The sequence below is a fragment of the Labrys sp. F242 genome (assembly GCF_057813875.1).
Genome location: NZ_JBVASG010000002.1, coordinates 731373 through 746613, shown reverse-complemented (window position 1 = coordinate 746613; position 15241 = coordinate 731373). Strand labels below are relative to the sequence as shown.

The window sequence follows — 15241 nt, the reverse complement described above, 5'->3', positions numbered from 1 at the left end:
TTCCCTTCGGTGTGATGCTGCAGGGCCCGGGCGGCCATATGAACGCCTGGAAGCATCCGAGCGTGCCGGCCGATGCCAGCATCAATTTCGAGCATTATGTCCGCTCCGCGCGCCAGGCCGAAAAGGCCGGCATCGCCTTCGTCTTCATCGCCGACGGCCTCTATATCAACGAGGTCTCCATTCCGCATTTCCTCAACCGCTTCGAGCCGATCGCCCTGCTTTCGGCGCTGGCAGCCTCGACCTCCAGCATCGGCCTGGTCGGCACGCTCTCGACCTCCTATTCCGATCCCTTCACCGTGGCCCGGCAGTTCGGCTCGATCGACGTGATCAGCGGCGGCCGTGCCGGCTGGAACGCGGTGACCTCGCCGCTGGAAGGCTCGGCCCGCAACTATAATCGCGACAAGCACCCCGAACATGCCCTTCGCTACGAGATTGCCGGCGAGCATATCGAGGTGGTCAAGGGGCTGTGGGATAGCTGGGACGACGATGCCTTCCCGCGCAATCGCGAGACCGGCCAATATGCCGATTTCGCCAAGATGCACCGGCTCGATTTCAAGGGCCGCTTCCATGCCGCCGAAGGGCCGCTCAACCTCAGCCGCTCGCCGCAGGGCCAGCCCGTGCTGTTCCAGGCCGGTGCCTCGGATGACGGTATCAAGCTGGCCGGCCGCCATGCCGACGCGGTGTTCGCCGGTTCCGAATCCTTCGAGGACAATCGCGAGCTGTCGCGCAAACTCAAGCAGAGCGCGCTGGCTCATGGTCGCTCGGCCGATCATCTCAAGGTGTTTCCGGGCGTCGCCCCGATCGTGGGATCGAGTGAAGAGGAGGCGGAGCGCAAATATCAGGAGATCCGCGCGCTGGTAACGGATCACGAGGCGCTGCTCTATCTCGGGCGCTTCTTCGACCATCACGATTTCACCGCCTATCCGCTCGATGAGCCCTTTCCGGAGCTCGGCGATATCGGCGCCAATAGTTTCCGGGCCCATACCGATCGTATCAAGCGCGTTGCACGGGAGAAGAAGCTCACCTTGCGCGAGATCGCGCTCGATGTTGCGACCCCGCGCACCAGCTTCATCGGCACGCCCGAGGCGATCGCCGACGAGTTGATCCGTTGGGCGGAGGGAGCCGCCGCCGATGGCTTCGTGCTCGGCTTCCATGTGCTGACAGCCGGACTCGACGATTTCGAGACGCATGTCCTGCCGATCCTGGAGGCGCGCGGCCATCACCGCCCGGCCCAGTTCGGCACCACGCTCAGGGACCATCTCGGCCTGCCCTACCGTGAAAGCCGCTATGCGGTCGCAGCCGGGCCGGATGCCGGCGAGGAGGCGGCCTGATGACGGCGCAGTTTCCCCCACCCTCGGCCACGGCAGAGGCGATTGCACTCCAGGCCATCGCGACGCTGGGCGAGGAATTCGTCGCCCTGCGTCGAAAGCTGCATACTCAACCGGAGCTCGCCTATAAGGAAGAAAAGACCAGCGCCCTGGTCGCCGGTTACCTCGAATCCTGGGGCTATGAGGTGGCGCGCAATGTCGGCGGCACCGGGGTGGTCGGTACGCTGAAAAGCGGCCGAGGCAGCAGGACCGTCGGCATCCGGGCCGATATGGACGCCCTGCCGATCACCGAGGCCACTGGGCTGCCCTATGCCAGCACGGTACCGGGGGTGATGCATGCCTGCGGCCATGACGGCCACACCTCGATCCTGCTCGCGGCGGCCAAGCACCTCGCCACGACGCGCGCCTTTTCCGGCACGCTCAGGGTGATCTTCCAGCCCGCCGAAGAGAATGGCGGCGGCGCCCGCTCGATGATCAAGGACGGGCTGTTCGAGCGCTTCCCGGTCGATGCGGTGTTCGGGCTGCACAATTGGCCCGGTGTACCCGCTGGCGAGTTCGGCTTCCTGGCGGGCCCGACCATGGCCTCGGTGGACCTTGCCATCATCCGCGTCATCGGCAAGGGCGGCCATGGCGCCAAGCCGCAGCAGGCGGTCGATCCGGTGGTGGCCAGCGCCTCCCTGGTGCTGGCGCTGCAGACGGTGGTCTCGCGCAATGTCGACCCGCTCGAGGCGGTGGTTGTCACCGTCGGTTCGATCCATGGCGGCATCGCGCCCAACGTCATCCCCGACAGCGTCGAATTGCAGCTCACCATTCGCACCTTCGATGATACCGTGCGCGAGAACGTGCGCCAACGCATCATCGAACTCGCGCAGAGCCATGCCGCTTCCTTCGGCGCGCGCGCCGAAGTCCATTATCCGCGCGGCTATCCCGTGCTGGTCAATCATGCCGGGGAGACGGACTTCGCCCGGCAGGTAGCGGCCCGCCATTTCGGAGAAGAACGCATTCGCCAGGACTTCCGGCCGATCACCGCGAGCGAGGATTTCGCCTTCATGCTCAAGGAGCGGCCGGGCAGCTACCTCTTCATCGGCAATGGCGATAGCGCCGACCTGCACAACCCCCATTATGATTTCAACGATGCCATTCTCGTGGATGCGGCGCGCTACTGGGTCGCGCTGGTCCAGGATTATCTTTCCGATAATAGTGAGCCGGCAAAATGACAGATATCTTCTTCTATACGACCCCGCTCGACGAACAGGCACGTCCCCTGGTCGAGGCGCTCACCTTCGAATATCAATCGCGCTATGGCAATTATTGGGGCGAACCGGGTTCGGCGGAAATGAGCCGCTATCCCGCCGAGCTCTTCGCACCGCCCCATGGCAATTTCGTGCTGCTGCTGCGTGATGGCGTGGCCATCGCCGGCGGCGCCTTCAAGCGTTATGACGAGCACACGGCGGAATTCAAGCGCGTGTGGACCCATGTCGACCTGCGCCGCCAGGGCCTTGCCCGCAAGGTGTTGGTCGAGCTCGAGTCGCAGGCCGCGCGCCAGGGCTATAGTCGCATCTACCTCACCACCGGCTTTCGCCAGCCGGAAGCCGCGGGCCTCTATCTCTCGACTGGCTATACCGCTCTGTTCGACGTCACCAAGGATCCCGAGACCTACGGCTCTCTGCCCTTCGAGAAGGACATCTCCCATCTCGCCTCCGAAGTCGAGCGGTCGGTCGCAGGTGGTGCGTCGGGAACAGACGACCGGTTGGTCGCGCTCAGCGCTGTCCGAGCCGCGCGCCAAGCGGCGCCGGAACAGGGTCAGGCTGGACGCAAGGCAGGATGACAGGGTCGCTTGGTCGGCCCTACTTCGCCATTTAATCTACTTTTTCTATGGACTAACTGAATCAAGAACGAAGGAAGCGCGGGATGGCCTCCACCACGGATTTCGACGGCGTACTTGCCGGGCCCCAGGCGAGCAATGCGTCCGACTATTCGCGTTATCGCGTGGTGCCGGCCCGGCATCCCTGGCGCGCGGTCGGCACGGTGGTAGCCGTCCTCATCCTCGGGGTGACCCTCTATTCGATCCTGGCCAATCCGAAATGGGGCTGGGACGTCTTCGCGCAATATTTCGTCTCCGAGCCGGTGCTGGTCGGGCTCGCCCGCACGGTGCTGCTCACCGTGCTGGCCTCCGTCTTCGGCTTCCTGCTCGGCGGCACGCTCGCCTTTGCGCGGGTCTCCAAATCGCCGCTGCTTGCCGGGATATCCTGGGGCTATATCTGGCTGCTGCGCTCGGTCCCGCTGATCGTATTGCTGCTGATCCTCAACAATCTCGGCTATCTCTACACCACGCTGGATATCGGCATTCCCTTCACCGGCATCCTGTTCGCTCAGTACAATCTGGTGGAGGTTCTCAGTCCCTTCTCGGTCGCGCTGATCGGCCTCAGCCTCAACCAGGCGGCCTTCTCGGCCGAGATCATCCGGGGCGGCATCCTGTCGGTCGACCAGGGCCAGCACGAGGCCGCGGCTGCGCTCGGCCTGTCGCGAAGCCGGCATGCCCTCGGCATCGTGTTGCCCCAGGCCATGCGTGCCATCCTGCCGAGTGGCTTCAACGAGATCATCGGCTTGGCCAAGTCGACCTCCATGGTCTACGTCCTGGCGCTGCCGGAATTGTTCTACACCGTGCAGGTCATCTACCGGCGCAATCTCGAGGTCATTCCGCTCCTGATGGTGGCGACGGTCTGGTACCTCATCATCATGAGCGTGCTCTCGCTCATTCAGTTGAGGATCGAGCGCCATTATGCCAGGGGCGCTTTGCGCACTGCCCCCGCGTCCTTGCTGGAACGTATCACAGGACGCGATAATAGCCGCCAAATCAAATCACCTCCGATAGCGCAGCCGTCGGCGCCTGCCGTTCGCAAGCCTCTGGTTTCGGCGCTGCGTCCGAGCCGGCAGGAAGGCTTGATCGAGATTCATGGCCTGTCCAAGCGCTACGGCAGCCATACCGTATTGGACAATGTCAGTCTCACCGTCCGGCCCGGCGAGGTCACCGCGATCCTGGGCCCCTCCGGCGCCGGCAAGTCCACCTTGCTGCGCGCCATCAATCATCTCGAACGTGCGAGCGAAGGCTTCATCGCCATCGATGGTGAGCTGATCGGCTATGAGCGCCGCGGCAATGTGCTCTACGAGCTGAAGGAAGGCGCGATCCGTCGCCGCCGTGCCTCGATCGGCATGGTGTTCCAGAACTTCAACCTGTTCCCGCATCTCACGGTGCTCGAAAACATCATTGAGGCGCCGGTCTCGGTGCAGAAGGTGCCGCGCGCCGTGGCCCTTGAACAGGCCCGCGACCTCCTCAGCCGCATCGGCCTCGCCGACAAGGCGGATGCCTATCCCCGCCAGCTTTCCGGCGGCCAGCAGCAGCGCGTTGCCATTGCCAGGGCCCTGGCGCTCAAGCCCAAGGTCATCCTGTTCGACGAGCCGACATCCGCCCTCGATCCCGAACTGGTCGGCGAAGTGCTTGAAGTGATCAAGGAACTCGCCACCTCCGGCACCACCATGGTGATCGTGACCCATGAAGTCGGCTTCGCCCGGGAAGTGGCCGATACCGTGGTGTTCATGGAGAACGGCCGCGTCCTCGAATCTGGCCCGCCCGCCTTGCTTTTCAATGCGCCCGCCCATTCCCGCCTGGGCGAATTCCTCGCCAAGGTTCTGTGAACGCCCAAGCTTTTTCGACGTCCATGTCGGCGCGCTGGGAGCCGCCGGCGCGACCCTTCCTCTCAAGCCCGATCAGGAGACTCCATGACGACCCGTTCCGCCTCTATCGCCGCCGGCGCCCTTGCGGCCGCCCTGGCCCTCGGCCTCAGCTTTGCCGCTTTCGCCGGCGAATTCGATCTCAGCCCGGAGCAACCCGGCCGCCTGCGTGCCGACAAGAACGAGGAGGCGATCAAGGCGATCGCCAAGGATGCCAAATTCGTGCGGGATGGCAAATTCACCGTGGCGGTCAATCCCGGCCTGCCGCCGATCGTGACCTATGCCACCGATTCCAAGACGCCCGTCGGCTTCGACCCGGATCTTGCGCAATTGGTGGCCGACAGCCTCGGCAAGGAATTGGTGCTGGAGACGGTGACTTGGGCGGATTGGCCGCTCGGCCTCTCCTCGGGTAAATATGATGCCGTGATCACCAACGTCACGGTGACCGAGGAGCGCAAGGAGAAGTTCGATTTCTCCACCTATCGGCGTGACATTCTCGGCCTCTATGTCAAGTCGGACAGCCCGATCACCTCGGTGAAGGAGCCCAAGGACATTGCCGGCCTGAAGGTGATCACCGATGCCGGTACCAACCAGGAGAAGATCCTGCTGGCTTGGGACAAGCAGAATCAGGCCGCCGGCCTCAAACCGATCGAGGTGCAGTATTACGACGACGATGCGGTGAAGACGCTGGCGCTGCAATCCGGCCGCGCCGACATCACCTTCAGCGTGAACGCTACCCAGGCCTTCCAGTCGGCGCAGACGGGCAAGACCAAGCTGGTCGGCACCATTTCGGGCGGCTGGCCGATCACAGCCGATATCGCCGTCACCACCCGCAAGGGCGGCGGTCTCGCCGATGCCGTGACGATCGCTGTCAACGGCCTGATCAAGGACGGCAAATATGCCAAGACGCTCGCCCGCTGGAACCTGAGCGCCGAGGCGATCGAGAAGGCCGAGACCAACCCCCAGGGCCTGCCGAAGAGCTGAGGGCGGTCATGACCATTGCCACCATGTGTAGACGCCAACCTTAGGCTTGTTGCGCGACAACCCCTCCCCGACTTCGGGGAGGGTGGCCCGAAGTCGGGGAGGGGAGAGTGGTGCCAAGCCGCCCAAGTCTGACGGGTGCGCACCACTCTCCCCCTTCCGTCGCTGCTGCGCAGCGACACCTTCCCCGAAGTCGGGGAAGGATCGGCACGCCTCTTTCCGAAAGGATGCCCATGCCTTCTCCCCTCGTCAGCCATGTCGGCTTCCTCTCGCCGGGGAGCTATCCGGACGATGATCCGGCGGGCGGCCTGGAGCGCACGCTGCAGCTGTTCGAGCTCGGCGAAAGCCTCGGCTATGACAGCGCCTGGGTGCGCCAGCGCCATCTCGAACCGGGCGTCTCCGCTGCGGCGGTCTTCCTGGCGGCGGCGAGCCAGCGCACCCGCCACATCCAGCTCGGCACCGCGGTGATCCCGATCGGCTATGAGAGCCCCTATCGCCTGGCCGAGGATCTTGCCACCGTCGACGTGCTCTCGCGCGGGCGGCTCAATGTCGGCCTCAGCGCCGGCACGCCGCCGCATGCCGAATTGCTGGCGCCGCTGGTTTTCGACGGCGACTGGCGCAGCCATGACTTCTCCCATGCGAGGGTCCAACGGCTGGCCGATAATCTCCGCGGCAGCTATCTCGGGGCGCCCGACAGCCTGATCGACATTCCCGGTGGTCGCATCCGGCCCCGCCTGCAGCCCTATGCCAAGGGACTGGTCGAACGCCTCTGGTACGGCGGCGGCTCGTTGCGTTCGGCCGAATGGGCCGGCCGCAGCGGTTTCAACCTGCTGATGGGCAACGTCACTACGGGCGAGGGCACCGACGATTTCTTCGAGGCGCAGGTGCGCCAGCTCGAAACCTATCGCGCGGCTTCGGCCCGGCCCCGCGTCGCCCTCGGCCGTGTCATCGTGCCCTATGACAGTGCCGATCGGGTGACGCGGCAGCGCTATGCCGACTATGCCGCGAGCCGGCATGCCCGCACGCTCGCGCCCAATGGTCCCCGGCGCACGCTCTATGCTGCCGATCTCGTGGGTTCTTCCGATCAGATCCTGGAGCGCCTCATCGCCGATCCGGTGCTCGCCGGGGTCGGCGAATTCAGGCTGGAGCTTCCCTATGCCTTCGGGCAGCACGACTACGAGCAGATCCTCACCGATTTCATCCAGCGCATTGCGCCCGAACTTGGCTGGGGCGCTGGGAGCGCGGACTTCCAGTCCGCTTCTTTTTCAGCCCGTGCGCGGCATTTGTGAAAGGACGATGCGGATATCGCGACAGGTGAACCTGTCGCTGAGAAGTCCGCGCTCCGAAGCAGCCCTCACCAAGACAGTCGAGACATGACATGAATTCCGGCAATCTCCGCGCCGCCGTGGCAAAGCCTGGCCAGATCCACGACAATCTCACCGATCTGATCGGCAACACGCCGCTGCTCGAGCTGCACAATTATGCCCGCAACCGCAATCTGTTCGGGCGGATCGTCGCCAAGATCGAGTTCTTCAATCCCGCCGGCAGCATCAAGGATCGTGCGGCCTGGGCCATCATTGCGGAGGCCGAGGCGGCCGGCCAGCTGCACCGCGGCGATCTCATCGTCGACGTGACCAGCGGCAATACCGGCATCGGCCTGGCCGCGGTGGCGGCCTCGCGGGGCTATCGGGCCAAGTTCTATGTCAGCGACAATATCAGCCAGGACAAGGTCAAGCTGCTGCGCCTCTACGGGGCGGAGATCGTCACGGTGAAGAACGAGTTCTTCCTCGACCCGGAGGCGATCGACAAGATCACGCAGCGCATCCGCGAGGAAAATCCCTCGGCCTTCTTCGCCGACCAACTCGCCAATCCCGCCAATCCGCGGGCCCATTTCGAGACGACGGGTCCGGAGATCTGGCGCGATACGGCCGGCAGCGTCGACATTCTTGTCGGCGGGGTCGGCACCGGCGGCACCACGGCCGGCGCCGGGCGCTTCCTCAAATCGAAGAAACCCAGCCTGAAAGTGGTGATCGCCGAGCCGGCCGAAGGATCCATTCCGACGGAGGAGAACCCCTATCCTGACGAGATCGATGGCGTGCACAAGGTGAGCGAGGTGCCGCCCGAGCAACTGCCGAAGAATTTCGATACCGGGATCGCCGACGAGATCATCGCGCTGGGCACGGCGCAGGCGCGCCGGACGGCGCTGGAGCTGGTGGCGGAAGAAGGCATCTTCGCCGGCACTTCCTCAGGCGCCGTGCTCTGGGCTGCCACCCAATTGGCGGCCCGGGCGGAGAACGCCGGCAAGGTCATCGTCGCCATCCTGCCCGATACGGGCGAGCGCTATCTCGGCTCTACCTGGTGGCCACTGGAGACGGCGCCCGGCGTGGAGCGGCCGAGCGCAGCAGAATAGCGAGCGCAAGATCGATCAGGCGTGCTCCGCCGTCACGCCGCCGGCCCGTGCATAGGCCTGCCTGGTGCGCTCCGTCGGGCGAACCGCGAGGCGCTCTGCCAGCAGCGCCCTGGCCAGATTGGTCCGCCCAGAGCGTTCGGCAGCGGCGATCAGGGTCTGCGTCACCAGATCGCGCTGGGCATGGCTGCCGCCGATGCGGATGACCTTGTAGCGCACCGGCAGGATCAGCTCGATGCTCCTTGCATAGTCGCCTTCGGCAAAGGCGAGGGCGCCGTCGACGAGGCGGCGGCCGACATCGACCGTGATATCCCTGTTGTCGCCGATCCCGTCGCGGGCATAGGCGTCGAGCGAACGGCGCAGACGCTGCACCCCCTCGGCATTATTAGCCCTCGACACGGCAAGAGCGAGATGGAGGTCGTTGAACACCAGCACATGCTCGTCGACATGGCCGAGCCAGCTTTCGGCGAGGGGAGCCCAGCGCCCACCGACATCGGCACCAGCGAGTTCCAGGCGCCAGAGGAGGGCGGAGGCGTCGACGAGGTCGAGCAGGGATTCGCCCGTCAACCTCGGCGCGACGAAACGGTCATAGTCGCTCAGAACCTCGGCGAAGCGGCCTTCCTCGATGAGATAGAGGGCGAGGTGCCAGCCATTGTGGATGGAGAGGGCGTGGGCCTTGCTCCAGGCCGGGCGCGAGGCCTTGAGGAACTCGATGCCTTCGGCCTGGCGGCTTTCGGTTTCCAGCACATGGGCCACGGCGTGCACGGCCCAGCCATCCTCGGCATTGCGGGCGATGGCGGCGCGGCCGACCTCTTCGGCGTGGCGCAGCTCCCCGGCCTCTTCCAGGCCGAAGGCGTATTGGCCGAGGACATAGCCGTAATTGGCGCCCTGCGGATCCCAGGCCGGCAGCACCCGCGCGACGGAATCGCGAATGCTGAGCGAATGGCCGAGATAGAAATAGCTGTCATGGGCAAATCGCAGCGCCAGGGCGTCGACGGGTTGGTCGATGAGGATGTCTTCCCAGATATTGGTGGCGACAACGATCTGGCCTGATGCCCAGGCCTGCGCCGCCTGGAGATGGCGGTTTTCGCGGGTACCGGCACCGCCGATCGAAGCCTGGGCCGCCGACAGCGCCGCAGTCACGGCGGGATGATCGCCGCGCAGGCCATTGAGCACCAGCAAGGAAGCGATCGCGCTGTGCCCCAGGGTGAAGGCCGGGTCGCGGTCGACTGCCTCCTGCAGCACGGCGACAGGGTCACCCTTCCAGGCATAGTAGTCGCTGACGGCCTGATCGAGAGCCTGTACCGAGGCCGGCGAGCCGGTGATCTCGAGTCCCTGAGCGTCCTTAGGCATGATGACGGTCGTCCTTCTTAGCTGCGACGGTTTCCTCTTCGACGGCGGCGAGAAAATTGGCGATGTCCTGAGCCGCCCGCGCTGGACTTTCCCAATGCGGCGCATGGCCGATGGCAGGATAATGGATCGCGGTGAGATCGGGAATATGACGGGCGAGGCGGATCTGCGTGCCCTCGTCGAACACGCTGTCCTGCGCCCCCCAAAGTGCCAGGGCTGGCAAGTTGAGAGTCTGTCGTGGCGGTGCGCGTTCGTCGACGAGGCCGTCAAGAACCTTGCGCCAGGTCTCGGGTGCCAGCTTGAGGCTTTCCTCGACGAAAATAGCAAGCTGTGGGTCGGAGAGCTGCGCGAAGGTCGTGCCTTTCTGGAAAGCCTCGATGAAATCGCGCGGGATGGTCGACGACAGGCCAGCCAATTCGGTGCGCAGTTCGAGAAGGCCTGCATGGCCCGCCGCGTCGGGCGCGGCGCCGATCAGCACCAGGCTGTGAACAAGGTCGGTCCGGCGGGCTGCCACGCGTTGGGCGACGATGCTGCCAAGCGAATGGCCGGCAAGATGGACCGGCCCTCCCACCACCGCCTCGATGAAGTCGATGGCATCGCCTGCGAAGTCGGCAATGGCGTATTGCTCGGCGGCATCCGAGCCGCCATGCCCGCGCTGGTCCAAGACCAACAGGCGAAATTGCTGGCCAAGCCGGGCGAAGAGGGGTTCGAAACTGCGCCAGCTGTCGGTGTAGCCGTGCAGCAGCACGAGCGGAGGGCCATCGCTCCCCACCTCGACGAAATGGTGACGCAAGCCGTTGGGCAGTTCGACAGAGCGATTTCGAACACCCGGGAGGGGAGCGGTCGGCGCGGAAATCTGTGTCATCACCGCTCCGTGCGGTTGCCGGTGGAGAGGAGATCCTGTTCGAGCGCGGCCAGGGACGCGGGGCGTGCGACACGCAGGACGAGGAACCAGATCACGCCAAGCGCCAGCAGGCCGAGGAAGATGTAGGGCAGGATCGAGAAGGGCCAGGCCGGAATGGGATAGACGCTGCCGGCCAGCGGGATCAGCAGCAAGACAATGGTGATGAGGCTCACCAGCCCGTGCCAAGGCCTGAACTCGCCGATACGGCTGAGAAAGAAGGGCACGCCGGCCGCGGCCAGAATATAGGCGAACAGGAAGCCGAAAGTGGCAACGCTGCCGAGCAGGCCGAAGGCATCGAGAAGGCCGTAGCCCGTCTGCGTGAGGGCCAGCGAGAGGGCGATGGCAACCACCGCCAGGATGGTGACCGCGACATGCGGGGTGGCATTGACTTTGTGGGCATTGCCGGCCGAGCCATGGAACAGGCCATGCCCGGAAAGGGCGTAGAGCACGCGGGCGCCGGCATTCAGGCTGCCCAGGGTGCAGGCAAAGAAGCTCAGCGCCACGCCGAGATCGATCAGGCTGCCGACCCAGCCCAGGTTAATGCCCTGGGCCGCGGTGGTCAGAGGAGCTTCGGCCTTGTCCAGTGTCACCGGCAGAGCGTGGAAGGCGCCGGTCAGGCCATAGGCGCTGACGATGAAGAGCAGCCCGATCGCCACTACGCTGACGATCACGGCGCGCGGAATGGCGCGATAGGGGTCGCGGGCTTCCGCCCCCAATGTCGTGGCGCTCTCGAAGCCGACGAAGCTGAAGAAGGCCAGCACCAGGCCGAGGCGCAACTGGTCGGCGCCGACGCCTTCCAGTGTGAATTGCGCGTTGTCTATGGCGGGTCCGACCCAGAAGATCGAACCCAGCACCACGACCAGGATCAGTGCGACGGTGGCCAGTTCGATGATCAGGGTTGTCCTCGTCGACAGACGGATGTCGCGATAGGCGAACCACCACGCGGCGACGATGACCAGGAGGCTGACGACGAGGGTAAGGGCCCCATCAGCCTCCTGAATGCCGAAGGTGTGGGCGAGTACGAGCAGGGAGTTCACTGCACCGCCGATCACGGCCGCCGCGGTAAAGAGATAGGCGATCAGCAGCGACCAGCCTGCGACGACGCCCCAGAAACCACCGAGGCCCTGGCCGGCGAAGACATAGAGTGCACCGGGATTGGCGGTGCGGCGGGCGAACTGGTTGATGTTCCAGGAAACGAACAGCAGGGCGATAGTGGCGAACAGATAAGCGAGCCATGTCCCGTTGCCGGCTACCCCGAAAACCACGGGAATGACCAGAGCCGGCGTGCCGGAGGGAGCGACCGTGCCGATCGACTGGGCGATCACTTCCGGTAGTGAAAGGCGGTTGCTGGCAAGGGAGCCCCTGCCTTCGAGGGGCGCGGCTTGGGCGCCCTCAGTCGTCACGCTGCTCATGGTCTTCCCCGCGTCGTCGGCGCGGACGGCCCGCACCGGCCGATTGTCAGCATCAGTGGCTTTTGAAGTTATGTCAATTAAATCTATAGACTTTATATAATAAAAAATTACAAGCCTTCCCGCGCATAGCAGGAGGCAATGCGAAAGCCTGCGAGCTTGGTCTAGTCGACCTGTCCGTTGCTGCGGGCATGGGCCTGGGTGATCTGGCTCCCGGGCGGCACGCTGCGGGTCAGCCAGACATTGCCGCCGATGGCCGAGCCGCGGCCGATGGTGATGCGGCCGAGTACGGTGGCGCCGGCATAGATGACGACGTCGTCCTCGACGATGGGATGGCGGGGGCTGCCCTTGACGAGCGCACCGTTCTCGTCGGTGGGAAAATGGCGGGCTCCCAGCGTCACGGCCTGGTAGAGACGCACGCGCTCGCCGATGACGGCGGTTTCGCCAACAACCACGCCGGTGCCGTGGTCGATGAAGAAACTGCCGCCGATCTCGGCGCCGGGATGGATGTCGATCCCTGTCTTCGAATGGGCGATGTCGGAGATCAGCCGGGCCAGGAACGTGGCGTCCAGGCCATGCAGGGCATGGGCGAGACGATGATAGATGATCGCCGTCATGCCGGGATAGCCAAGCAGGATCTCGGGGAAATTCGTGGCTGCGGGATCGCCGCGGAAGGCAGCGCTGAGGTCGCTGACCAGCACACCCCGAATGGCGGGCAACCGGCCGGCGAAAGTGCTGGTGATCGCCAGGGCCTGCTCGCGCAGGCTGTTCTCCGGCACGGAATCGTCGCGCGTGAAGGCAAGGCTGCGGCGCACCTGTTCGGTGAGCAGGATCAGGGCATTGTCGAGTGTCGAGCCGACGAAATAATCGATATTGCCGGCACCGATTTCCGACTGGCCGTAATGGCTGGGAAAGAGGGCGGCCTTCAGCCCGTCGAGAATGGTCGTCACCGTCTCGCGCGAAGGCGTGCGGCGGATGCGGCCCTGATGGCGGATATTGTGGGTGATCTCACGAGAGAGCCTGAGTTGCGCCACCAGGGCATCGAGATTCCAGCCCGGCGTGGGCGGCCGCGTGGCGGTCGATGCCTCTTCCTGCAAGGCGATGGCATGCTGTGCGATGTCGTTCATGGCACGGCCTCTTCTCGGCGGCAGGGGTCGGGAAAACCGGCGGAGATGCTCCGCCATGCATCGCCCCCGTCGTTCTAAATTTAATTATCTACTATTTCTATAGACAAATTGTAAATTTCAATCGAAGCTGTGTTCTCAAGATCGAACTCGCCACACGGAACGCCTCATGAGACCTGCCTTTGCCCCGTCGTTGCCCGCGATCCGCTTCCGTCCCGATACTGGGCCAGCCGGTCTTGCGCCAGCGACAGAGGCCGGCCGTGGCTAAGGCGCGCTATTGCCCCCGTACGGCCTATCTGCGCAGGCTGATCGAGCAGGGCCGCATCATCGCCGCCAAGCAGCAGGCGGGCGCGTGGCTGCGCGAAGCCTATGCCTCGCCGCAATTCCTCAGCCTGATCGCCGAACTGCTCGATCCCGCCAAGCCCGACCGTGACCGCCGCAACCGGCGGCCGCCGGCGCAATGGCTCGATATCGGCGAAGCCTTCGACGCCATACGCGAAGACGGTTTCACCCGCGACCAGACCATCCTGATCCTGTCCGACCGCTTCCACCGTTCGGCCGGCCTCATCGACAAGGCTCTCGACTTCTACCGGGACGCCCAGCGTCCCTACTCAGTTGGGCCGACGGCGCCAGCCCCGCTCGTCGACACCGTGGCCGGGGAAAGGGCCTGAAATGGCGAGGTTCGAGCCTATTTCACGCGTTGCTCGCGGGGTTTGCCAAAGCCACGTGACACGTCGGTTGTTAGCCCATTTGTCCGGAGCCTTGCCGGCCTCGATACAGGGCAAATCCAGATCTTCTTCCGCGCCATGAACCAGACAAGGAGCACCGTATGGCCGATGAACCCGCCGTTCGCCGAACATTGAACGAAGCGGCGGCAAGACAGCTTGCCAATGCCACCAAGACCAGGGCCCAGTGGTCCGGCATCACGCCGCGCTGGCTGGTTTCCTTCCTGCCCTGGACACCGGTGGAAGCCGGCATCTATCGCCTCAACCGGGTCAAGGAAGACCAGGGTGACATCAGCGCCGAAGTCGAGTGCTCGCCCCGCCGCGACCAGGATCCGGACCTGCCGGAGACCTTCGTCGACTATGAGGAGGCGCCGCGCGAATATTCGTTGAATGCCGTCACCACGGTGCTCGACGTGCAGACCCGCGTCTCCGATCTCTACAGCCATCCCTACGACCAGATCCAGGAACAGCTGCGGCTCCTCATCGAGAAGGTGAAGGAGAAGCAGGAGAACGAGCTGGTCAACAACAAGGAATATGGGCTCCTGCCCAATGCGCAGGCCAGCCAGCGCATCAAGACCCGTACCGGCGCTCCCACGCCCGACGATCTGGACGAGCTGATCACCAAAGTCTGGAAGGAACCTTCCTTCTTCCTGGCCCATCCGCGCGCCATCGCCGCCTTCGGCCGCGAATGCACCCGCCGCGGCGTGCCGCCGCCGACCGTTACCTTGTTCGGCACGCCCTTCCTGACCTGGCGTGGCCTGCCGCTGGTGCCGAGCGACAAGCTGGAGGTCGACGCCAAGGGCAAGAGCAACATCCTGCTGCTGCGCACCGGCGAGAAGAAGCAAGGCGTCATCGGCCTGTTCCAGCCCGGCGTGCCCGGCGAGGTGCAGCCCAGCCTGTCGGTGCGCTTCATGGGCATCAACCGCAAGGCCATCGCCTCCTACCTGATCTCGCTCTACTGCTCCTCGGCCATCCTCACCCATGATGCCCTGGCCGTGCTGGAAGGCGTCGAGGTGGGCAAATATCACGACTATCCCGACAAATATGTCTGATCGGGGCTGATGCCGACAGGCGAGCCTTTATCTCGACCATACCGAGTATGGTGCGATCGGCCCTCTCCACGAAGTGGGGAGGGGTGGCCCGACGAAGTCGAGTCGGAAGGGGTGTGGAGGGCGGCGTGACGCCATCTCCGAAGCTCGGGCGACCGTGGTGCCATCTCGTCAAGTACACCGCGCTGCCCGCCACACCCCATCCGCCCAAACTTCGTTTGGGCACCTTCCC

At 64.7% G+C, this 15241-nt stretch carries 13 protein-coding genes; 9 read left to right on the top strand and 4 right to left on the bottom strand.

What is annotated here, in order from left to right:
• Positions 1 to 14: 14 nt before the first annotated feature.
• From ACZYTC_RS18965 to ACZYTC_RS18935, 7 genes are all read left to right on the top strand, one after another.
• A complete protein-coding gene (locus ACZYTC_RS18965; protein ID WP_488990360.1) occupies positions 15 to 1331 on the top strand; it encodes an LLM class flavin-dependent oxidoreductase in 1317 nt (438 codons plus the stop codon).
• On the top strand, positions 1331 to 2545 hold the full coding sequence (locus ACZYTC_RS18960) for a M20 aminoacylase family protein (RefSeq protein WP_488990288.1): 1215 nt from the start codon (positions 1331 to 1333) through the stop codon (positions 2543 to 2545). The genes ACZYTC_RS18965 and ACZYTC_RS18960 overlap by 1 nt, the downstream gene beginning before the upstream one ends.
• Positions 2542 to 3156, top strand: a complete 615-nt coding sequence (locus ACZYTC_RS18955) for a GNAT family N-acetyltransferase (protein ID WP_488990287.1) — start codon at positions 2542 to 2544, stop codon at positions 3154 to 3156. Before ACZYTC_RS18960 ends, ACZYTC_RS18955 begins: the two co-directional genes overlap by 4 nt.
• A gap of 83 nt (positions 3157 to 3239) precedes the next feature.
• Positions 3240 to 5024 (top strand): amino acid ABC transporter permease/ATP-binding protein, encoded by a 1785-nt coding sequence (locus tag ACZYTC_RS18950; protein WP_488990286.1) that lies wholly within the window; start codon positions 3240 to 3242, stop codon positions 5022 to 5024.
• 84 nt (positions 5025 to 5108) lie between these two features.
• Complete coding sequence (locus ACZYTC_RS18945; protein ID WP_441772164.1) at positions 5109 to 6044, top strand: ABC transporter substrate-binding protein; 936 nt, start codon at positions 5109 to 5111, stop codon at positions 6042 to 6044.
• 224 nt (positions 6045 to 6268) lie between these two features.
• Positions 6269 to 7330, top strand: a complete 1062-nt coding sequence (locus tag ACZYTC_RS18940; protein ID WP_441772163.1) for an LLM class flavin-dependent oxidoreductase — start codon at positions 6269 to 6271, stop codon at positions 7328 to 7330.
• An 89-nt stretch (positions 7331 to 7419) separates the two neighbouring features.
• Positions 7420 to 8451, top strand: coding sequence for a PLP-dependent cysteine synthase family protein (locus tag ACZYTC_RS18935; RefSeq protein ID WP_441772162.1), 1032 nt, complete (start codon positions 7420 to 7422; stop codon positions 8449 to 8451).
• Positions 8452 to 8466: 15 nt separating this feature from the next.
• On the opposite strand, the gene ACZYTC_RS18930 is transcribed toward ACZYTC_RS18935, so the two are convergent.
• The 4 genes from ACZYTC_RS18930 to epsC all read right to left on the bottom strand — a co-directional run bounded on the left by ACZYTC_RS18930 (position 8467) and on the right by epsC (position 13238).
• Positions 8467 to 9801, bottom strand: a complete 1335-nt coding sequence (locus ACZYTC_RS18930) for a tetratricopeptide repeat protein (RefSeq protein WP_488990285.1) — start codon at positions 9799 to 9801, stop codon at positions 8467 to 8469.
• Positions 9794 to 10663: an alpha/beta fold hydrolase gene (locus tag ACZYTC_RS18925; protein WP_434958962.1), complete on the bottom strand. Its 870-nt coding sequence runs from the start codon at positions 10661 to 10663 to the stop codon at positions 9794 to 9796. The genes ACZYTC_RS18930 and ACZYTC_RS18925 overlap by 8 nt, the downstream gene beginning before the upstream one ends.
• Positions 10663 to 12114, bottom strand: coding sequence for an APC family permease (locus ACZYTC_RS18920; RefSeq protein ID WP_488990284.1), 1452 nt, complete (start codon positions 12112 to 12114; stop codon positions 10663 to 10665). The genes ACZYTC_RS18925 and ACZYTC_RS18920 overlap by 1 nt, the downstream gene beginning before the upstream one ends.
• Positions 12115 to 12275: 161 nt before the next feature.
• The gene (gene epsC, locus ACZYTC_RS18915) at positions 12276 to 13238 is read right to left on the bottom strand and encodes a serine O-acetyltransferase EpsC (protein ID WP_488990283.1); all 963 of its coding nucleotides are present in this window, start codon (positions 13236 to 13238) and stop codon (positions 12276 to 12278) included.
• A gap of 257 nt (positions 13239 to 13495) precedes the next feature.
• On the opposite strand from epsC, the gene ACZYTC_RS18910 reads away from it, so the two are divergent.
• Positions 13496 to 13906 carry a hypothetical protein gene (locus ACZYTC_RS18910; protein WP_488990282.1) on the top strand — a complete coding sequence of 137 codons (411 nt, stop codon included), beginning with the start codon at positions 13496 to 13498 and terminating at the stop codon, positions 13904 to 13906.
• A gap of 158 nt (positions 13907 to 14064) precedes the next feature.
• Positions 14065 to 15012, top strand: a complete 948-nt coding sequence (locus ACZYTC_RS18905) for a family 2A encapsulin nanocompartment shell protein (protein ID WP_434958966.1) — start codon at positions 14065 to 14067, stop codon at positions 15010 to 15012.
• Positions 15013 to 15241: the final 229 nt, after the last annotated feature.